The sequence below is a fragment of the Nostoc sp. LEGE 06077 genome (assembly GCF_015207705.1).
Taxonomy (GTDB): Bacteria; Cyanobacteriota; Cyanobacteriia; order Cyanobacteriales; family Nostocaceae; genus Nostoc_B.
In genome coordinates this window covers 115901-135930 of sequence record NZ_JADEWI010000008.1, presented here as the reverse complement: position 1 = coordinate 135930, position 20030 = coordinate 115901, and the positions used below count along the sequence as shown (strand labels likewise).

Genomic DNA, 20030 nt, shown 5'->3' with positions numbered 1-20030 from the left:
CTAACGATGTGATGTATCAGGACGCTCATCAGAATTTTTACTACCTTTAACCGTTTGCCGGGACGATTTTTTCGCTGATGTTTGTGGCAACGGTTTACTGTGAGAGCGATCTGGACGCTTTCTCCCTTTGGGTCTATGCTTGCGTTCATCGACAATTGGCTCAGGCTTGATTTGTGCATTAACTCCAAAGCCACTAACCACTTCCACCGGTAATCGCTGTTCAATCAGCGTTTCGATATCTGCCAACAGATTGTATTCATCGGCACATACTAAGGATACCGCTTTACCTGATGCACCAGCGCGACCAGTGCGACCGATACGATGAACATAATCCTCTGGGACATTGGGCAGATCGAAATTGACCACATGAGGCAGTTCATTGATGTCCAAACCTCGTGCTGCAATATCTGTTGCCACTAATACCTGTAAACTGTCGTTCTTGAATTTTGCCAGAGCATGGGTACGCGCCGACTGACTCTTATTGCCGTGGATAGCCAGTGCTTGAATACGCTCCTGGGTCAACTGCTTCACCAGACGATCAGCACCATACTTTGTCCGCGTGAAAACTAGCACTTGATACCAGTTATTTTGCCGAATCAGCTGAACAAGTAATTGGCACTTTCTGTCACGGTCTACTTTGTAGACCTTCTGTGTCACAGTGTCGGCCGTAACATTACGACGTGCCACCTCGATCATCTCTGGGTGATCTAGCAGCCCAGTGGCTAGTTCCTTGATTTTGTCCGAGAAGGTAGCGAAGAATAGTAAGTTTTGTCTTTGCTTGGGTAAAAGCGAGAGAATGCGGCGGATATCACGAATAAAACCCATATCCAACATCCGGTCTGCTTCATCCAGCACTAAAAACTCAATATTTGACAGGTTTACTGTCCGTTGCTGTACATGGTCTAGCAGTCGCCCTGGAGTAGCGACCAGAATATCCACTCGACCCCTCAACAGCTTTTTTTGTGGATTAATGCTGACTCCGCCAAACATCGCCATCGTGTTCAACTTTAGGTACTTGCCATACTCCCGCACACTTAACTCTACCTGTGCGGCTAATTCACGAGTCGGGGTGAGAATCAGCGCCCGAATAGGGAAGCCTTCATTAGATGAGCTTTTAACGCTTTTGTCAGACGACAACTTTTGCAACAGTGGCAAGGTGAAGCTGGCAGTTTTGCCAGTCCCAGTTTGCGCCCCAGCCAGCAAATCACGCCCTGACAAGACAGCAGGAATCGCCTGCATCTGGATTGGCGTGGGTTTAGTGTATCCTAGCTCGGTGACAGCAAGGATGATTTCATTGGACAAGCCGAGATCAGAAAAAGACATAGAACTCCGTAAATAACATCGGCCTGTCGCCACTGGCGGCATCAGTCTTAGGCGGACGCACAAAGGTTTGAAGGGGGGATGGGCAGTAGCGCAAAGACTGAGAGCGAATGCCGCAGTTCTGCATTCTAACAGAGTGCAGTCTATATTGTAATCCTATGACTACACCAAAATAGTCATAAACACTTGATGTTATTTCAAAATTAGCTTGTTTGTCGTGAATTACATCTCCTGTGCCATCAAGTAAACTCCAATCATCCTTAGATAAGCTTATTTTAGGCATAGTATTTACTACTGATTGTCAAGTGCTGCTGACCATTTGTAACAATAAAATTAAATTGATTTACATAAAGTAACAAATATAGAAAAAACTATGTATACCACCATTAACGGAACCGGCATTTTGAATAACTACCCAACTGAACCCCAACTTGACTACGCTGAATATCCCAACCAAGAGAAGCAAAATCGTTACAAATTACAAGGTGCAGTTGTCACCCTGCTCGTTACTGCTTTAGTGTTGGTTGCCTTGGGTGTTAGCTAAAATTTTTTAACTTCAGTTACGTTATATTACTCATCGCTATTTGGGCTTCTCCTAATTTCCTTGGTACTTAACACCGAGGTTTTTTGTTGGGGTAAGCGCTTGTAAAGAGATCTGTAATCCTTTGACTGTAGTCAGTACGAGGATAGTCTGCCATACTAGGTGCAAATAATGCTTCTCTTTACGGGATGCAGAAAATTGTCTTCTATGTCATCTTAGAAAACGAGAGTTAATTCGGTGAGCATTTTTGTTGTTAGTATTGACAGGCTTTTACCTTTTAGTATTTACAGAGTTTTCTCCGAAATTTAAATCTCTACACACTAAAGAATTTTGGAGATAATCAATGTCAATTTATGTAGGCAACCTCTCTTATGATGTTACAGAAGATGATATCAAGGGCGTTTTTGCAGAATACGGTACTGTAAAGCGGGTACAAGTACCTACCGATCGGGAAACAGGCCGTCTGCGTGGCTTTGCTTTTGTGGAAATGGGAACAGACGCTGAAGAAGCTGCTGCTATCGAAGCTCTTGATGGTGCTGAATGGATGGGTCGTGGACTCAAAGTTAACAAAGCCAAGCCCAGAGAAGACAGAGGTTCTTCTGGTGGTGGTCGCGGCGGATACGGTGGCGGTGGCGGTGGCGGACGTAACCGCTACTAAGCTTTATAGCGTTGTCATTGAGGCCAGGGAAGACATACCTCCTTTGATTGGTAATTGCTATAAAACCAGAAATTTGAAGAGCTAATTGTTAGAGGATGTCTGAAACTTTTTGGTGTTGTATTTAAGACTGGCCAATCCCTCTAAATCCACGCCACTTGCTCCAAGTTGCAGTGGCTCCTTATTTAAGGGGGATCAGAATAAATATTTGATACTTATTCAGACATCCTCTGAAATAGATCAGGCAATAAGTTTATCTTTTTTTTACACTGTTAATGCCTGCTCAGTCCATTGATGAATTTAATTTGATAGGAGAGATAATGACCCAAATCATAGTGGGTGAAAATGAACACCTTGAATCAGCCTTACGCCGGTTTAAACGAGAAGTTTCCAAGGCGGGAATTTTTCAAGATATGAGGAAGCATCGTCACTTTGAAACACCTATTGAAAAATCCAAGCGCAAAAAACTTGCCTTGCAAAAGCAGGGTAAAAGACGTTTTCGCACTTAAGAATTGATTATAAATATCAAAAACCCTCATAATACTATGAGGGTTTTTTTATGCTGTCAGTGGGATTTCCTAATTTATCAAGCAATTAACACTTTCCTAACCTAAGTGGCTACGGCGATAAAATAAAGGAGTCGTATCCTAGCGATCGCTTCACCTCACACTACTCAACTACAATATATATAGAATTTGTTGCGAATTGTATAGTTAGGGATTGGCTGTCATGGCTCCCGCCGTTTTAATTCAAAATCTGCAAAAGCGCTACGGTACTGTTGAAGCCGTCAAGGATGTTTCTTTTGAAGTAGAACCAGGAGAAATTTTTGGTGTACTCGGCCCCAACGGTGCAGGTAAAACAACTACTCTGCGTGCTTTATGTACCCTCACCACTCCAGATGCGGGCAAAATCGAAGTATCTGGCATTTCTGTGTTGGATAACCCCAGAGTAGCAAGGCAAAAACTCGGTTATGTAGCGCAGGAAGTCGCTATCGATAAAGTGCTGACTGGAAGAGAACTGCTGCAATTACAAGCAGCGCTTTATCACCTCCCTGGGGCGGTAGCAAAACAGCGAATTCAGACGGTTTTAGATTTACTGAGTTTGCAAGAATACGCTGATAAAAAGACAGGAACTTATTCTGGTGGTTTACGCAAACGTCTAGACTTAGCAGCTGGGCTACTCCATGCACCGGATGTATTGGTATTGGACGAACCATCGGTAGGACTTGATATCGAAAGCCGTTTTGTTGTGTGGGATTTTCTGCGGAAGTTGCGGGTATCAGGCACTACAGTATTAATTACCAGCCATTATTTAGAAGAGATTGACGCACTAGCCGATCGCGTCGCTATTATAGACCGTGGGATTGTCATTGCCACAGGTACACCCTCACAATTAAAAGATAGGGTAGGAGGCGATCGCATTACCTTACGCATTCGGGAATTTTCTCCCCTTGAGGAAGCCGAAAAAGCCAAAGAACTCTTACAAGTTTTGCCTTTTGTCCAAGAAATCATCATCAACAGCGCTCAAGGTAATTCTCTCAACTTGGTAGTCACACCCCAAAATGATGCCTTAATTACCATCCAGCAAACACTCAATCATGCCAGCTTACCAATATTCGGCATCGCTCAATCTCGCCCTAGCTTAGATGATGTTTACCTCGCCGCCACCGGACGCACCTTAATGGATGCAGAACTAGCCGCCGTGGCTAACCGTGATCCCAAAGCAGAAAAGAAGCAAAATATGAGATAGAAATGCTTCCCAGAGTCAAGGGTCAAAAGTCCATAGTCCAGCATTTTTGATCCTTGAGCATTGACTATTGATCATTGACTAATTACAAAATCTTATGAGTGTAACTCCTAAATCTGATGTCAACTGGCAGCAACTAGCCTCACCTGCTGATGCTGCACCTAATTTTTTGGGTGACTTAATCCAAGAAACCCTGGCTTTAACCCGGCGCTTATTTATTCAACTCCAACGCCGTCCTTCAACTTTATTGGCGGGAATTATTCAGCCTGTCATGTGGCTAGTATTATTCGGCGCGTTATTCCAAAATGCACCCAAAGGTTTATTCGGGAGTACAACAAATTACGGTCAGTTTTTGGCTGCTGGTGTAATTGTTTTTACAGCTTTTGCCGGAGCCTTGAACGCCGGATTGCCTGTGATGTTTGACCGCGAATTCGGCTTTTTGAATCGTTTATTAGTCGCTCCCCTGGCATCGCGGTTTTCGATTGTCTTTGCTTCAGCTATCTTTATTATTAGTCAAAGTTTGCTGCAAGCAGCTGTAATTGTCGGTGCAGCAGCCTTTTTAGGTGCAGGCTTACCAGATGTAACGGGGTTGGGTGCGATCGCTCTCATCGTCTTTCTTTTGGCGTTGGGCGTAACGGCTATTTCTCTGGGTTTAGCTTTTGCTCTACCTGGACACATTGAACTGATTGCGGTAATTTTTGTTACTAACCTGCCTTTACTATTTGCCAGCACTGCTTTAGCGCCTTTATCTTTCATGCCCAAGTGGTTACAAGTTGTGGCTACTCTTAACCCTCTCAGCTATGCAATTGAACCGATTCGCTACCTTTATCTTCATCAAGAATGGGGACTAAGTAGTGTTGTGATGCAAGCATTTTGGGGTGATGTTACCTTTGGTGGTGCTTTATTAGTTTTGTTAGGCTTTGCTGTTGTTTCCTTAGTCAGCATTCAACCCCAATTACGACGAACTCTTGCTTAAGATAAAAACATGGTGTCGTTGGAGCATATTAGAGCAGAATCTCATGCAAAAATCACTTTTATCAGTTAAAAGCTTCTGTGTGGCTACTTTAGCAGGCATTGGCTTTGTCTCTTTTCTCGCAGCACAACCGAGTCTGGCTCAACTGAATACAATTGATGCCAATCCTGGTGATAATTCCCAAGATAATACCAATCCATTTTCGAATAACTCAGGTAACTTAAATCCCCTTGACTTAATTCATCGCGCTCAACTTGGTAATCTCAACTGGAATTCTCAACAAAAAGATGACGAATTAAATTCAGCAGTAGCTGAATTAAACAGAAAGCGTGCGGCGCTCAAACAAAATCCCAATCAGCCGGCAAACAATACTTCTGGACAAGCAGTTCCTGGTTTACCAGCCATCACATCTCCCAGTGTGATATCTCCCGTGCAAATTGTCCCAGCAAAAAACTGAATCAAATGCAAAAACCTCACCTTGTCGATAAATCCTTGACTGAAGCAAGGTTTTGCCGTCAGTACCAGGAAATAAAGATCAAAGGTGAGGTTAATCAATTTTGGATTTTGGATTGATTGATAGCTGTAGTCACAAAGGTAAAGACATTTTGAAAGCTTGAATGTCGAGAAAAATCATGCTTTTACCTTCTGCCTTCTGCTATGACATTAATTACAGACCCAGTGCAGCTAAAATATCGCTGGCGTGGTTAGATGTATTCACGTTGGCATCAACATGAACAATTTTGCCATTGGGGTCGATGACATAGGTGACACGCTTGGCATAACCACCACCATCAACGTCATAAGTTTGAATGAGAGTTTTATTGGTGTCTGCTAGTAAAGGAAAGTTCAGATTGAATTTTTGGGTAAAAGCTTGATGAGACACTTCATCATCGGCACTCACACCCAAAACAACTATATCTTTACCCTGATATTGCTCTTGAGCATCGCGGAAGCTACAGGCTTGTTTGGTGCAGCCTGGAGTGTCATCTTTGGGATAAAAATACAAAACAACTGTCTTACCTGCAAAATCAGATAATGAGACAGTGTTGCCATTCGTATCTTTGACGGTAAATGCAGGTGCATCCGTACCAACTGCTAGAGGCATAATGAACCTTTCCTGTTTGGTGTTTGTTGATGACTTTGAAATTTTACAATAATTTACAATGATTAAATGATTTGTTTGCAAAACAGTGTAAATACCAATATTGAGAAAACTTTCGGAAAACTAAGTCACCAATACTATAAAAATACCTAATTTTTCGTCCAATAAAAACAACATACGCAAATGGCTAACCTTGATTTCCCGACCGCAAAAACCTTCACTTACACTCCTAGCACCGTAACCAGGGCAGAGCGATCGCTGTGTTGTTCACCCTTTACTATTGGTTTATTTGCAGCCATGCGTGAGCAGAGTGTGTCAATAAATGCGATCGCCCTAGAACATGGTGTCAAACACGGCTACACTCAGCGTCCTGTATCAGAACTGACTTGTTATAACGCTTTGGACTGGTTAATCCAAGTCGGGGTATTGCGTCGAGAAGTTGATGGACAAGGAATTACCGATGGTTTTCGCCTTACGCCTTTGGGTCATCAACTTATAGAAAAATATCAAGGACAGAATTGGCCTGCCCCTTCCTGGCGAGATTACCTGTACAATGCAGGCATCCAGTGGTTTAGACTACCTTTTTAGAATTGAAAATCGAGAGAGTTAATGTTTAGGTTACAAAAGGGAACAATATATCTACAGAAGCATCAAACCCAATATAAATTCTTCATCAACATCTGACGAATTTTGCCAGATTATTGATGAGACTTACCTAAGTACAGTAGGGCATTTGTCAGCTTCTTAGCGTATAACAGTGATGAGCGGGTTGCGATGTCAGCCGTTCATAATTGAATATTCCAACCTCTTATAAAAAACCGACATTAAGTATGAAAGCAATTATGGTAGTGGGAACAACATCCCACGCAGGGAAATCACTGTTAACTACTGCTATTTGCCGTTTGTTGTCACGGCGTGGTTGGCGAGTGGCTCCCTTTAAAGGTCAAAATATGGCTTTAAATGCTTATGTCACTGCGAATGGGGGAGAAATTGGTTATGCACAGGCGGTACAAGCTTGGGCTTCTGGGGTGGTTCCTTGGGTAGAAATGAATCCCATTTTACTGAAACCCCAAGGTGATATGACTTCCCAGGTAATTGTTAAAGGTAGACCTGTAGGGCGAGTCAAAGCAGCAGATTACTACGAGCAATTTTTCGACCTTGGTTGGCGGGCGATAGAAGAATCTCTCCAGCATCTATCCACCGAATTTGATATGTTGGTTTGCGAAGGTGCAGGGAGTCCAGCAGAAATTAACCTCAAGCACCGCGACCTAACAAATATGCGGATAGCCAAGTATCTAAATGCACCAACAATTTTAGTTGTTGATATTGAGCGTGGTGGTGCTTTTGCCCATGTAGTAGGGACTTTAGAGTTACTTGACCCAGATGAACGGGATTTGATTAAAGGTATTGTCATTAACAAATTTCGAGGACAGCGATCGCTTTTAGATTCAGGCATACAATGGCTAGAAGAACGCACCAAAAAACCTGTGATTGGCGTTCTGCCTTACTTTCAAGAAATATTTCCAGCCGAAGATTCTCTAGATTTACTAGATCGAAAATCACAAAAAACTCAAGCTGACCTAAATATAGTTGTCATCCGCTTACCGAGAATTGCCAACTTTACCGACTTTGACCCCCTAGAATCAGAACCAACAGTCTCAGTCAGATATCTAAGTCCAAAACAAGACTTGGGACACCCAGATGCGGTAATTCTTCCTGGGACAAAAACAACCATTGCCGACTTAATTTTATTGCAGAAAAGCGGTATGGCAGAAGCAATCCAAAATTATGCCGCTTCTGGTGGGACAGTTTTAGGGATTTGTGGCGGCTATCAAATGTTAGGACAAATTATTGCTGACCCTGAAGGGATAGAAGGACAAGCTGGCAGATTTCAGGGTTTGAATTTATTACCGATTAGAACTGTAATTACCGGACAAAAAATTGCGCGTCAGCGCCAAGTTAGCTCAAATTATCCCCAAGCAGGCTTGCCAGTCAATGGGTTTGAAATTCACCAAGGGCGATCGCGCATCGAACAGCCACCAGATAGTCAAGCGTTTCAAGCGTTATTTGATGATGTTAACCTAGGGTTGGTGGATAGCTGTCAATCAGTTTGGGGTACTTATCTGCACGGATTGTTTGACAACGGCCCTTGGCGACGTGCTTGGTTAAATCGCCTGCGTCAACAGCGAGGTTTAAAATCCTTACCCACAGGTGTAGCCAACTACCGAGAACAGCGAGAACAAATCTTAGACTCGCTGGCGACTGAAGTAGAACGCCATCTAGACTTAACACAGTTTTTGTCGTAATTAGCCGAAAATTTCATGAGTGTTAGCGTGCGATTTTTACCAGATGATGTCACCATAAATGCCGAAGTGGGAGAAGCACTCTTAGATGTAGCCGAACGTGCTGGAGTGATTATTCCCACTGGCTGTCTTATGGGTTCATGTCACGCCTGTACTGTAGAACTGGAGGATGGTGATGTCATCCGTGCTTGCATTTCCACAGTACCGCCAACTGATGAGGAGTTGAAAATACATTTGTTTAGTGACCCAACTTGGTAGTTTTTGAATTTTTCGAGATTTGGATAGAGTGGCATTAGTAAATTAATTTAAATTTAAATAAATGCCTAAGAAAATTCGAGAGCTTAAGCAAATGCTTCGCCAAGTTGGTTTTAAAGAACTACCCGGCAAAGGCAGTCACACTAACTGGATACATCCTTTGTATGCTGGAAAAATTACAGTTTCGGGTAAAGATGGAGCAGATGCTAAACGCTACCAAGAAAAGGAAATCAAACAGGCAATTGAGGCAGTAGAGAGTAGTAAACAAGATGAGTAAACTCAAGTACCAAATGGTGATTCAGTGGTCTGAAGAAGATGATTGCTTCTTGGTAGGATTTCCTGATTTCCCTGGACAACGTTGGCGCACTCATGGGGATACTTACGAGTCAGCTGTTGCCAATGGCATTGAAGCACTGGAATCTTTGATTATTGCTTATGAAACTGTGGGTGATTCACTTCCACAACCAAAAGTGTTTAATGTTGCCTAATTTAAATTTATTCATAATACACTTGCATTGAGTATTTCAGGAAAGGCTCACAAATCCTGATTTTGCCTTCCCTTTGTATCAAGCAAGTTGCTGGCAATTTAGTTAGCTTTAACATTCAAGGCATATTGTCTAAACCTTTCTAAATCAGCTTGAATAGTTGATTCTACTACCCGTCCTAAAAACAAGTTATCCATGATTTTGCCAATGATGCCAGGGATGGCATAGGACACAGATAGCTTGACGATACTACTATTGTGGCGATCGTAAAAACGAATTGCTCCTTGGTTGGGCAATCCATCAATTGATTTCCATTGAATAATTTGGTTGGGAATAACTTTGAGAATCTGAGATTTCCACGTAAATTCCAACCCGCCAGTATTAAGTTTCCAAATAGATATCTCTGGATCATCGGGCGGTATTTTCACTGAATCAATCCATTTCATCCAACGAGGCATTTGCTCTAAATCAGACCACAGACTCCACACTAAATCAATGGGAGCCTCGACTTCTACCTGTACGCTATGTTCTAGCCAATCTGACATTCTCTTGTTTTCCTCTGGGGTTCGCTACTGCTTGATACTCTCTAAAATCGCTTTTGCTGCCCTTCTTCCAGAAATTGTCGCACCTTCCATACTATCGATATAATCTTGCTGGGTATAACTACCTGCTAGGAAGAAGTTTGGTATTGGAGTTTTTTGGTTAGGACGGTATACGTCCATTCCTGGCGCTTCTCGATAAAGAGATTGAGCAAGTTTCACGACTCCATACCAAGTCATGTTCAGTTCCCGTGATGAGGGGAAGAGTTCATGCACTTGCTTGAGGACGTGTTGGGCGATCGCTTCGTTACTTTCTTTAATAAATGGATCTCCTGGTGTGAGTACCAGTTGCAGCAATGAACCTTGTCCTGGGCGATAGTAATCACTGGGACTAGTTAACGCTAAGTCAGCAAAACAAGAAAAGTCTGCATCAGCAGTGTACAGTAAGTTATCAATGCCTGCTGCATGGTTGAGTTGTCTACGTTGCTCGGCATCTTGCAGTTCTGTCACCCAACCATCAAAGCGCAACTGGACGGTGGCGACTGGAACTGCATCTAATTTATAAATGTTGTCAAATTCTGACCATTTTCGCCAATCTTGCGGTAAAATTCGCTGAACTCCGGGAATGTCGCAAGCACAGACATAGGCATCAGCGGTAATGGTTTCTGTAGTATCACCTTGAGCTACTACTATGCCAGTAACGCGGGTTTGTTCGCCATCTTCAGCAAATTGAATTTCTCGTACTTGGCGACGAGTATAAATTTTTGTGCCTCTGGCTTCTAAGTATTTGAGAATGGGTTTGTGTAGGAACCCATCAGGAGAACCTTCCAACATCCGTAATACAGAAGCTTCTGTTCTGACGGCGAAAAATTGGAAGATAGTCAACATACAACGGGCAGAAATATTTTCGCAGTCAATGAATCCCAACGCATAAGCGATGGGATTCCACATCCGTTTAATGCTACCTTCACTACCACCGTGACGACGAAACCAATCGGCAAAGCTAATTTTATCTAGGTTGCGGATGGTTTTCATCGCCCCGTCGAAGTCTACTAATCCCCGGACTATGGGGCTGGTACTGAGGGCGATCGCATTTTGTAATTTATCTTGTAATGATAGTTGGGAAGTAGTAAAAAATGCTTTTAACCCATTAAAAGGCGCACCTGTGAAAAAGCGAAAATCTAAAGCACCTGTGCGTCCACCTTTATTGATAAAGGTATGGGAGTGTTCTTTTAGGCGTAAATGTGACAACGCCCCCACTTTTTCCATTAAGTCAAATAATTGGTAGTAGCAGCCAAAGAAGACGTGCAACCCCATTTCTACATGATTGCCATCGCCATCTACCCAACTGCCGACTTTACCACCAACAAACGGACGGGACTCAAAAATCTGGACTTCACAGCCAGCATCAGCTAAATCTACAGCGGTTGCCAGCCCAGCTAATCCCGCACCTACGATTGCAACGCGCATTCCGTCCTACCTCTTCAGTTTCTTTACAAATTGTAACTGGGTTGGTGTCGGAATTTGCTACTAACATCAAGCCTATTTGCGAGGTTTTACACTCGCTGAGTGAGAAGTTAATTGCCAGAGATTTATCAGGAGTCCACCAGTATGTAGATGCACAATGGGTTTTAACCCACTAGTAATAAAATTGCTTTTATTACTTTATTTGATTCCTGATCACTAAATTTACTGCTTTCAAAATGCCTGTGTTGAGATACACAAAATTTAGTAAAGGTGGACTGAAAAAAGCATGATAGGTATTTTTTAGGTATCCCAGCGACAATCTACGACGCTGTGGAAATAATTCCTGATTTTCCCTATCTATTTTGCTTCTTTGTTGTCATCAGATATTGGTAATCCTCGAATCAGTTCTCGAATTACATCTGTCGCAGGTCTACCTGTCTGCTGACAATATTTTTCTAGTTTCTCTGCTTCCTGTGTTGCTAAATTCACAGTGATACGTTTAACGGCCCATTTTTTATTAGTCATTATCATGCTATCTGCTGTATATTAACACCATCAAAACGACAAAAGACTCCATACAAGGAGGAATAAGATTATCAGAGTTTGTGTCAAGAAACAAGCAATGCTATAGACACAAAAAATCGTCATTTTGTCAAATTATTCATCATTTTCCGAGAAGATAATAATAACGGGATTACTATTGTGGCAGGAAAAGTCATTGGTGTACATTCATGTCTTGTAACAATCGTACTAGTGATGTTTTCAAGAAAACCTGACAATTAAATTCTATAAATTAATTTGAGATACCTAAGTTTCACTCAATCGAGATTCCCAATATTTTTATTTACAGAAAGTATTTCAACTTTTTTGCTTTATGAGATCAGCGCACACTACTTGAGAGACAATCTTGTGAGCAACTTGAGACCCTAATAAGTCTACTGGTTATAAGGTGTGTATATTTGACTGGTAATTACCCAATAGTACGCACCTATAAGCGATCGCTCTCATGTTAGAAGTATTTACTTTGATCTAGCGACTGTTTTTTTGGTACTCATTGGGTGTAGAGATATCTACAAATAAATCTATGTTGATTGTTTAAGTCATCATTGATTAGTTCCTCTATCTCAATTAGTGAAATTGGAATTTTTATGTGTAACTACTCAAGTTATTAATACAGTGATGTTTGGGTTATTTACGAATTATCATCAAAGATTTTCGTAAATATTTAAATATCTTTTTTCTGCACATACCACTGTCTTCACTTAATGAGCTTATTAATTAAGACAAACGTCTATTTATTGAGTGAATAAAAATGTAGTAAGTTTTCACTACAAAGTTAGACAAAACTATAAATTTGTCTGTCTAAAAATCAATGCAAACCCAAATTTGCCCTCCTTGTAAATTCAAATAATAAATTATTTAGTAAGCACTCACCGTATAAGGTAATATTTGCTTGATTTTTAGTGTTAAGGCTATTATAACCATGATTTTTAGGCTTTAAATAATCTTCATTTAATACTTGAGTACTAGGTTTTTTAAAGTTTATAAAAAAAATATAAAGAAATTTCGGAGCAAATAAAGTTTTAAGTAATTTCCTGGAAAAATGGTGTTGATAATTATCAAGAAAAAGAATAATTTTAAATTTTTAGGATAAAGTTCAAAGCTGATCTGCTCTCCTAATTAATTGGAGAAAAAATTATCTCTATGGCGACTGGCATAATTTAGTCAAAAAATTACGGAAAAGCCAAAGAATATCTAGGCTTCATGAACTTTGTATAAAGTAATTAAGCCAACAGTGAAATCGTATAGGAGATATGGGAAAAACACCACGAATCTTCGGAAAAAATGCCATGATTCTTGGTTGCTATCATCGCCTAACAAGGCAAATTCTTTTGCCTATACTTCTATTTCACTTGTCAGCTAAATAAATCCTGAATTTAATATATTTTTCAGGGAGTGAAGCGGCAAAAGCTGTCGTTAAGTTTATTTCCACCGACTTACTGATGTTGTTTGTCCCTGATGTAGGCAAAAAAGACTGCCTTGAATTCAGAGCAATGAAGTACATCTGAACACCAAAAAACTGTAGTTATGGTGATTGGCGAGTGTTTGTGGAAATTACAGCTGCGGTATCAGTTGCAGAGTCCCAAGACCTAAATCTTTTGGTGAAAGCGATCGCGCCTCAAACAAAGCCATCATGTCGCGCAGTTGGGGATTACCACGAGCCGATCCCATTAACCCTTTGGCAATGATTAAACCGCAATAACCTTTGGTATTTTTACACCGCTGATTCCATTTTTTGCGAGCTTCGACATGGATGGGATCATCATCTAAAAATTCACCGAACAAGAACAATTCACCATTTTGAGTTTGTAACAAACCCAAATCGTAGCGATCGCCATCAAAAGGATCAGATCCGGGATTAAAGCAAATTGCTTGTAACCCACCAGCCGCTTCGATACTTTCAATTACAGTTTTGGCTTTGGGGCGGGAAGTTTGCACCAGAATTACAGGTAATCCATCGCCGACCTGTTTAATTTCGCCGGCTGGATGATAAGTCACGCCTTTACGTAGATACTCCAACATCTCCCAAGACACCACGCCCAAACTGAGAAAAGAATCTTCAGGAATTAAGTCATCACGTAAAGACCGGAATATGGGTAAATCGGGTGTTTCTATATCTGATTCTGAAACACCAAAACCCGCCATTTCCTCCAACTCAGCTGCCAATTGTGGCATAGAAGCGACAGTCACAGATACTGACTTCGTTGCGGTATCTGATTCTGGTAGAGAAATTCGATAGCGATGACTGAGTTCGGGAAAAGTTTCATCACGTAACTGCCGACGATGGTCACGAATGAAGCGACAAAGACTTTCTAAAGCGACGTAAACAACTAGCGCCTCTTCGTCATATAAAACAGACCGCAGTCCTTCTAACGGGTGAATGGTGCCGAAAGTTGGGGACATTTCTGATACAGGCATCTCTGCTAAATCGTCAATGTCCTCCTCATCTTCGTCATCAGCATCGAGATTTTCAAAAGTGAGAAACAGACAATCTTGCTTGAGAAAAGCTTCCTCTAAGCGCCCTTGTGAATCTTCATGTTGGAGAACGGCGGCTCGAAATCGCTGGAGTGATTCTTCCGAACGATAAAACAAAATGCCATACTCCATTCCCAACATCCCCATAACTGAGGCGTAAAGTGTCCCGACATCCCATTTATTAATTTCTATAGATAAGATTTGTTGCTCTTCTAAAAATTCCCAAGGAGCTGCTTGCCAAAGAGCCAATGCTTTTTCTTGCAAAGCTTGGGCATACTGTGGGGGTAAATCTGGGATTTGGCTATCAACAACTTCCGCAAAGCCGCGAAATAATTCATCAATTAACGGTAATTCTGGGGCGTAGTCAATGACAATATCCAAATCTTGCAGTACGCCACGGAGATAGAATTGAATTTCTCGGTCTCTGACCACAATTTTGTGCGGTCTAGCAGGTTTAGCCGGGCTATGAGGATGTTCTATTGCACGCATCAGGGTGCGAACAATTGCTTCTGGGCCTGTTTCGGGGGGTACTACATCCATCCCACGGACAACACCTTGTGAGCCATCAACCCAAAGAATGCAATCACCATTGGCAGACGAATCTGAATGCGGGATTGGTGATGATAATGGACGGCGATCGCCCTCCCATACAGAAGGAATTTGAGGTAATTTATTCAACCGACGACTGGTAGAGCGATTAAAACTTGTCATAGAGTCAGTTAATCAAAGGAAGCAATTTGCGTGTCAATGGTTGGGGATGGGTAGCCTGGGAGGAGACTGTCCGGGCTGCAACTGAAGAGGGATTGCGACTCAGGTTGCAACAAGGCTTAAATTCTGAAAATACCGAATCTCTAAATATACCGAGTCTCTCAATTCTAGAATAAAAAGCTTTGGCTGCTTTTGATGGAGTGTTTACAATTGGCAATTTCTGGCCTTAATGTCGCTAAAATATATACAAAAACTATCAATTAGCCCAGCCGCAATCATCAGCTTCTATCAGGTTACTAGTTATTAAGGAGTTAATAAAAGATGACACAAGCAACACAGCCTCAACAACGTGGCATTTTGTTAAGCGAAACCGCCTTGCGCCAAGTCAAACTTCTGCAAGACAAGCAAGGGCAAGATTTGTGCCTGCGGGTAGGCGTGAGACAAGGCGGATGCTCCGGGATGTCTTACATGATGGACTTTGAGGATACAAGCAAGATCACCCCGCAGGATGAAGTTTTTGACTATGATGGTTTCCAAATTATTTGCGATCGCAAAAGCTTGCTGTACCTCTATGGCTTAATGCTTGACTATAGCGATGCGATGATTGGCGGTGGTTTTCAGTTCACTAATCCCAACGCTAACCAAACCTGTGGTTGTGGTAAGTCATTTGGTGTGTAGTAAGATTGTCAATTGTCAATTGTCCTTTGTATTTACTCATGACCATTGACCATTGACCATTGACTAATGACTAATGACTAATGACTAACACCGTTGAATCCCTGTTTGATACAGGTTTGGAACGCTATAAAGCTGGCGAAGCAGTGGATTCGTTGATCCCTGTGTTTAAGGAGGTATGCGATCGCGCTCCTAAAACTAGTGCAGCTTGGATTTGTTTAGCATGGTTGTATCTGTTAGATGACAAAGGCAACTCCGCTTATAAAGCCGCACAGAAAGCAGTCAAGTTAAGCCCACAAGACCCGCAAGCCAGAGTCAATCTAGCTTTAGCAATGCTAGAAACTGGTCAAAAAGGCTTGCGTCAACACATTGATGCTGTACAACAGCTATTCTTGGTCAACCCTGAATGGCGCGATGAAATTAAAAATAGTATTGAAGACGGTCTGACTAGAAAACCTGAGTGGGATAGTCTACTAAAAGTCCAGAAGTGGTTATTTGAAGAATAGTTGTTAGAGACTAGGGGCTAGAGGTTAGAGGTGAGATAACATCCCTCCGACTACACACGTTCTCATAGCTAATTCCTAGTCTCTAGCCCCTGTCCCTAGTCCCTAGTCTCCAATCTCGATATGAAAGATAAATTGTTAAATTGGCTGAACTTGATTTTGGTAGCCGATGTATTCTTAGTTTTATTTGGCTTTGGTTGGTTTGCGATCGCCGTTTTTGGTGATGCTGCGGGGATAAATTTGGGTCTTGATTTATGGCACAAGCTTTGGCAGCCAGTATTTAACCCAGCGATTGGCATCCTCATGGGGGGTGCAATTCTCAGCGGAATTATCAGTTGGGTATCTCGCAAATTTCAGGCTGATTAGTTATTTGTCAATAGTCAATAGTCCAAAGTTTTTGGCTATTAACTATTGACTTTTATCTTAAAATTTGCTGTAAAGCTGGGAGCAAATTCGGATATTCATAGGCAAAACCTGATTCTAAGGTACGTTTTGGCAAAACTTGTTGACCTTCTAACACCACAATCGCTCCATCTCCAAGAAGGGCTTCAATGGCAAAAGCTGGAACAGGTAACCAAGAAGGACGATGTAATACTTGTCCTAAAGTTTGACTCAGATCATTCATTCTGACTGGACTCGGAGCAGTGGCGTTATACACCCCTTCCATGTCTGACTGGCTCAAAGCTTGCAAAATTAAATTAACTAAATCGTCAATATGAATCCAAGAGAACCATTGGCGACCACTGCCAATTGGCCCCCCAGCAAAGAGTTGGAAAGGTGGAATCATTTTGGCTAAGGCACCACCATTGCCAAGAACGATACCAAACCGGAGAATTACGAGTCGTACACCAGCTTCTTTAACTTTTGAGGCTTCTGCTTCCCAGGCTTGACAAACTTGAGCCAGAAAATCATTACCGGAGACACTAGCTTCATCAAAGGTTGCGGTTTCACTTGTACCGTAGTAACCAATCGCCGAAGTATTGATTAATACTTGAGGTTTGAGGTTGGCTTTGGCTATGGCTTCAACTATTTTCTGAGTACCTAGCTGACGACTATTGAGGATTTCTTGTTTCCGTTCCGCTGTCCAGCGTCCCTCACCAATAGGTTCGCCGGCGAGATTAACGACCGCTTCACAACCAGCAATTGCATCTTGCCAAGCACCAGATGTAGTTGGGGTATAAGTAACAATCTCGACATTCGGGAAATTTGCGGGTGGAAAAACCTTTTGAGCAAAGTTGGGGTTACGCGTTAACACCAATACTTGATGACCTTCTTTGTGGAGTCGTTCTACCAAACGACTGCCAACTAATCCTGTTGCGCCAGTAATTGCTACTTTCATAATTCACTTCCACCACAGCCTTATACAATTTTGGATTTTGGATTGCTGTCTGCATCTAGGTTCTGTCAATCCATTGATCGCAATTATTTGGTAAATTGGCCTTATTTTAAAGTTTTTTATCAAATTTTCAACTTGTGTTTCTCTTGGGTATTCAGGGAAAGCACTTAGCTTGAGCTAATTTTCCCGTACCTTTATGTAATCAATCTGTAACGAATTAGCGTTTGGCGGCTTCGGTATTATACGATGGACGGAGTGTTGCAATGCTTGGGGCTATTATGGCTCGCTATACCTGTTCATTTACTATTTCTATTCCTATTGACAATCTTCAGCCGTTACTTTTAGAACTTCTCCAAGGCTGCGATTTGGAAATTCAGTATTACAACGCCGATTACATTCTGGCTCGTGAGATTCCTGGAAATGTTTCGTTCTCCAAGTTGGTCAAGGTTGAAGCATTCATTGACAGATCAAGTGCTACTGAAACAGAATCCCGGATGAGTATCGTCATTAAAAATGAAGAACTACCACTCCAACTGGATAATTACTGCCGACAAATGTTTGAATTTGTCAAGCAGTCGATTGAAAAGTGCCGTCATTGGCATTTAATTGAAAGCCTTGCTGGTTGACGCTGCTTGCTAGGCTAGCTTTGGGTAAAGCTAGCTCTGCCAAGTTGGGTAGTTGAAAATAGTTAACACCTAGCAGAAATTAACTGGTTTTTACGAGTCGTGATGCGTAAAGCCCCGGTCATTTATGCGGGGGATATAAGCGAACTTTCCTGAATTTATTCATCCGTGATGTGGGTCATTTATATACTCCAAGACTTTCTGAGTGCTGACTTTTCCTGTAGTATCGAACATATATGAATGAGTCCACAAACTGGGTAATCTCATCAATTCTGGAAACTCTTGTCGTAAATATCTTGATGACCTAACTCTAAATGCTTTCACTACTTGAGATATTGAGTGATGCGGATCATACTCAATCAATAAGTGAATATGGTCGGGGGCAATTTATAGTGCTTTGATGATCCATTTTTTATCATTAGCAACCGACTTAAATATCTCAATACACCGTAATTTTAATTTTTCATTATTAGCAAAAACTCTTCTACGCCTACATGGTATGCAGACTAGGTGAACAGTGGCTAAACCTATTGAGTGATTGTAATGCTTGTATGTGGTTTTCATCTATAGATGAATAGTGACTATCTACACAACCATGATATTATAATCAAATGAAAACCTTGAAGTTTAAATTGTACCAACACAAAAGAAATAGATTCCTCAAACGCATGATTAATGCGAGTGGGTTAATCTACAACCATTGTATTGCTCTGCACAAACGCTACTACCGGATGTGGGGCAAACATTTAAATTGTGCAAAACTTCAGGCTCATATTGCCAAACTGCGGAAACGTAACCCTTATTGGCAGACGGTAGGTTCTCAAGCAGTACAAGATATTTGCCAACGCATTGAGAAGTCCTACCAATTATTTTTTAAACATAATAAGAAAGGAGTTAGACCGCCAGGATTTAAAAAAGTTAAAAAGTACAAGTCATTCACCCTAAAACAGGCAGGTTATAAGTTTTTGGGTGGGAATAGGGTAAAGATTGGGAACAAAGTTTATCAGTTTTGGAAGTCTAGAGAGATAGAGGGAAATGTCAAAACTTTAACCATAAAACGTACACCATTGGGTGAATTGTTTATGGTTGTAGTTGTTGATGAAGGTAGCAAGTCAGAAGTTGAAGTTAAGACGGGTAAAATCGCTGGTTTTGACTTTGGTTTGCGTACATTTCTTACTTGCTCAGACAGCACTAAAATTGAGTCTCCCCAATTTTTTCAGAAATCCCTCAACGCTATTAAAAAAGCCAGTAGACAGCATTCCAAAAAACTTAAAGGCTCATCTAATAGAGAACGAGCTAGAAAGAATTTAGTACGCAAGTACGAGGATATTTCTAACCGTCGTCGTGATTGGTTTTGGAAACTAGCTCATAAGTTAACAGACAGGTTTGATGTGCTGTGTTTTGAAACCTTAAACCTTAAAGGAATGCAACGACTTTGGGGTAGGAAAATATCGGACTTGGCTTTTGGTGAATTTCTACAAATCTTAGAATGGGTCGCCAAAAAGAAGCGCAAACAGGTGGTGTTTGTAGATCAGTTGTATCCATCAACCAAAACCTGTTCTAGCTGTGGGCATATTTTAGAAAACTTAGATTTGTCAATTAGACGTTGGCGATGTCCTTCATGTCAATCTAAAAATGACCGAGATGGAAACGCCAGCTTGAATATTCAAAGAGTCGGGAGTTCGACTCTAGGCGTAGGAGATGTTAGACAGTCCCAGACTGCAATCTCTGTCTGATGCCTGAATCCCCCGTTTTCAAAACGG

Annotated in this window: 25 protein-coding genes and 1 pseudogene; 17 read left to right on the top strand and 9 right to left on the bottom strand. The window is 41.6% G+C overall.

Annotated features, from left to right (window positions below; all coding sequences use genetic code 11):
• Entirely contained in the window at positions 1 to 1323 is a 1323-nt protein-coding gene (locus IQ244_RS08270; protein WP_193891927.1) for a DEAD/DEAH box helicase, read from the bottom strand.
• Positions 1310 to 1603 (bottom strand): hypothetical protein, encoded by a 294-nt coding sequence (locus IQ244_RS08265; protein ID WP_193891925.1) that lies wholly within the window; start codon positions 1601 to 1603, stop codon positions 1310 to 1312. The genes IQ244_RS08270 and IQ244_RS08265 overlap by 14 nt, the downstream gene beginning before the upstream one ends.
• A gap of 90 nt (positions 1604 to 1693) precedes the next feature.
• Here IQ244_RS08265 and psb34 point away from each other — a divergent pair, with 90 nt between their 5' ends.
• The 6 genes from psb34 to IQ244_RS08235 all read left to right on the top strand — a co-directional run bounded on the left by psb34 (position 1694) and on the right by IQ244_RS08235 (position 5692).
• On the top strand, positions 1694 to 1864 hold the full coding sequence (gene psb34 / locus IQ244_RS08260; protein WP_193891923.1) for a photosystem II assembly protein Psb34: 171 nt from the start codon (positions 1694 to 1696) through the stop codon (positions 1862 to 1864).
• A 340-nt stretch (positions 1865 to 2204) separates the two neighbouring features.
• Entirely contained in the window at positions 2205 to 2519 is a 315-nt protein-coding gene (locus IQ244_RS08255; RefSeq protein WP_193891920.1) for an RNA recognition motif domain-containing protein, read from the top strand.
• A 317-nt stretch (positions 2520 to 2836) separates the two neighbouring features.
• Positions 2837 to 3025, top strand: a complete 189-nt coding sequence (rpsU, locus tag IQ244_RS08250; RefSeq protein WP_015115835.1) for a 30S ribosomal protein S21 — start codon at positions 2837 to 2839, stop codon at positions 3023 to 3025.
• A gap of 220 nt (positions 3026 to 3245) precedes the next feature.
• Positions 3246 to 4265, top strand: coding sequence for an ABC transporter ATP-binding protein (locus IQ244_RS08245; protein WP_193891917.1), 1020 nt, complete (start codon positions 3246 to 3248; stop codon positions 4263 to 4265).
• Between the two features lie 94 nt (positions 4266 to 4359).
• A complete protein-coding gene (locus IQ244_RS08240; protein WP_193891914.1) occupies positions 4360 to 5238 on the top strand; it encodes an ABC transporter permease in 879 nt (292 codons plus the stop codon).
• Positions 5239 to 5281: 43 nt separating this feature from the next.
• On the top strand, positions 5282 to 5692 hold the full coding sequence (locus tag IQ244_RS08235) for a hypothetical protein (RefSeq protein WP_193891911.1): 411 nt from the start codon (positions 5282 to 5284) through the stop codon (positions 5690 to 5692).
• Positions 5693 to 5902: 210 nt separating this feature from the next.
• Here the strand turns inward: IQ244_RS08235 and IQ244_RS08230 are convergent, their stop codons facing one another.
• Positions 5903 to 6340, bottom strand: coding sequence for a peroxiredoxin (locus IQ244_RS08230; protein WP_193891908.1), 438 nt, complete (start codon positions 6338 to 6340; stop codon positions 5903 to 5905).
• Positions 6341 to 6520: 180 nt separating this feature from the next.
• Between IQ244_RS08230 and IQ244_RS08225 the strand changes: the two genes are divergently transcribed.
• The 5 genes from IQ244_RS08225 (at position 6521) to IQ244_RS08205 (ending at position 9383) form a co-directional block, all read left to right on the top strand.
• A complete protein-coding gene (locus IQ244_RS08225) occupies positions 6521 to 6925 on the top strand; it encodes an Npun_F0494 family protein (protein ID WP_193891905.1) in 405 nt (134 codons plus the stop codon).
• 242 nt (positions 6926 to 7167) lie between these two features.
• Positions 7168 to 8643, top strand: a complete 1476-nt coding sequence (gene cobQ, locus IQ244_RS08220) for a cobyric acid synthase CobQ (RefSeq protein ID WP_193891902.1) — start codon at positions 7168 to 7170, stop codon at positions 8641 to 8643.
• Between the two features lie 15 nt (positions 8644 to 8658).
• Positions 8659 to 8898, top strand: coding sequence for a 2Fe-2S iron-sulfur cluster-binding protein (locus tag IQ244_RS08215; RefSeq protein ID WP_193891899.1), 240 nt, complete (start codon positions 8659 to 8661; stop codon positions 8896 to 8898).
• A gap of 61 nt (positions 8899 to 8959) precedes the next feature.
• Positions 8960 to 9172: a type II toxin-antitoxin system HicA family toxin gene (locus IQ244_RS08210; RefSeq protein ID WP_193891896.1), complete on the top strand. Its 213-nt coding sequence runs from the start codon at positions 8960 to 8962 to the stop codon at positions 9170 to 9172.
• Positions 9165 to 9383 carry a type II toxin-antitoxin system HicB family antitoxin gene (locus IQ244_RS08205; protein ID WP_193891893.1) on the top strand — a complete coding sequence of 73 codons (219 nt, stop codon included), beginning with the start codon at positions 9165 to 9167 and terminating at the stop codon, positions 9381 to 9383. The genes IQ244_RS08210 and IQ244_RS08205 overlap by 8 nt, the downstream gene beginning before the upstream one ends.
• Positions 9384 to 9481: 98 nt before the next feature.
• Here IQ244_RS08205 and IQ244_RS08200 read toward each other — a convergent pair whose 3' ends face one another.
• Positions 9482 to 9925, bottom strand: coding sequence for an SRPBCC family protein (locus tag IQ244_RS08200; RefSeq protein WP_096577730.1), 444 nt, complete (start codon positions 9923 to 9925; stop codon positions 9482 to 9484).
• A 24-nt stretch (positions 9926 to 9949) separates the two neighbouring features.
• A complete protein-coding gene (gene zds, locus IQ244_RS08195; protein WP_193891890.1) occupies positions 9950 to 11389 on the bottom strand; it encodes a 9,9'-di-cis-zeta-carotene desaturase in 1440 nt (479 codons plus the stop codon).
• Between zds and IQ244_RS08190 the strand changes: the two genes are divergently transcribed.
• A complete protein-coding gene (locus tag IQ244_RS08190; RefSeq protein WP_193891887.1) occupies positions 11377 to 11562 on the top strand; it encodes a hypothetical protein in 186 nt (61 codons plus the stop codon). The genes zds and IQ244_RS08190 overlap by 13 nt on opposite strands.
• A 181-nt stretch (positions 11563 to 11743) precedes the next feature.
• On the opposite strand, the gene IQ244_RS08185 is transcribed toward IQ244_RS08190, so the two are convergent.
• On the bottom strand, positions 11744 to 11917 hold the full coding sequence (locus IQ244_RS08185; protein WP_062297584.1) for a CopG family transcriptional regulator: 174 nt from the start codon (positions 11915 to 11917) through the stop codon (positions 11744 to 11746).
• A 1584-nt stretch (positions 11918 to 13501) separates the two neighbouring features.
• On the bottom strand, positions 13502 to 15133 hold the full coding sequence (locus tag IQ244_RS08180) for a DUF6930 domain-containing protein (protein WP_193891884.1): 1632 nt from the start codon (positions 15131 to 15133) through the stop codon (positions 13502 to 13504).
• Positions 15134 to 15451: 318 nt separating this feature from the next.
• Here IQ244_RS08180 and IQ244_RS08175 point away from each other — a divergent pair, with 318 nt between their 5' ends.
• The 3 genes from IQ244_RS08175 to IQ244_RS08165 all read left to right on the top strand — a co-directional run bounded on the left by IQ244_RS08175 (position 15452) and on the right by IQ244_RS08165 (position 16674).
• Positions 15452 to 15808 carry an iron-sulfur cluster assembly accessory protein gene (locus IQ244_RS08175; protein ID WP_193891880.1) on the top strand — a complete coding sequence of 119 codons (357 nt, stop codon included), beginning with the start codon at positions 15452 to 15454 and terminating at the stop codon, positions 15806 to 15808.
• 80 nt (positions 15809 to 15888) lie between these two features.
• A complete protein-coding gene (locus IQ244_RS08170) occupies positions 15889 to 16311 on the top strand; it encodes a tetratricopeptide repeat protein (protein WP_193891878.1) in 423 nt (140 codons plus the stop codon).
• 120 nt (positions 16312 to 16431) lie between these two features.
• Positions 16432 to 16674: a hypothetical protein gene (locus IQ244_RS08165; protein WP_193891874.1), complete on the top strand. Its 243-nt coding sequence runs from the start codon at positions 16432 to 16434 to the stop codon at positions 16672 to 16674.
• 52 nt (positions 16675 to 16726) lie between these two features.
• Here the strand turns inward: IQ244_RS08165 and IQ244_RS08160 are convergent, their stop codons facing one another.
• Positions 16727 to 17647: a TIGR01777 family oxidoreductase gene (locus IQ244_RS08160; protein WP_193891870.1), complete on the bottom strand. Its 921-nt coding sequence runs from the start codon at positions 17645 to 17647 to the stop codon at positions 16727 to 16729.
• 275 nt (positions 17648 to 17922) lie between these two features.
• Here IQ244_RS08160 and IQ244_RS08155 point away from each other — a divergent pair, with 275 nt between their 5' ends.
• A complete protein-coding gene (locus IQ244_RS08155) occupies positions 17923 to 18270 on the top strand; it encodes a hypothetical protein (protein WP_193891867.1) in 348 nt (115 codons plus the stop codon).
• Positions 18271 to 18429: 159 nt separating this feature from the next.
• On the opposite strand, the pseudogene tnpA reads toward IQ244_RS08155, so the two are convergent.
• A pseudogene (gene tnpA / locus IQ244_RS08150) lies at positions 18430 to 18831 on the bottom strand (IS200/IS605 family transposase).
• Between the two features lie 47 nt (positions 18832 to 18878).
• On the opposite strand from tnpA, the gene IQ244_RS08145 reads away from it, so the two are divergent.
• The gene (locus IQ244_RS08145) at positions 18879 to 20003 is read left to right on the top strand and encodes an RNA-guided endonuclease InsQ/TnpB family protein (RefSeq protein ID WP_193891865.1); all 1125 of its coding nucleotides are present in this window, start codon (positions 18879 to 18881) and stop codon (positions 20001 to 20003) included.
• Positions 20004 to 20030: the final 27 nt, after the last annotated feature.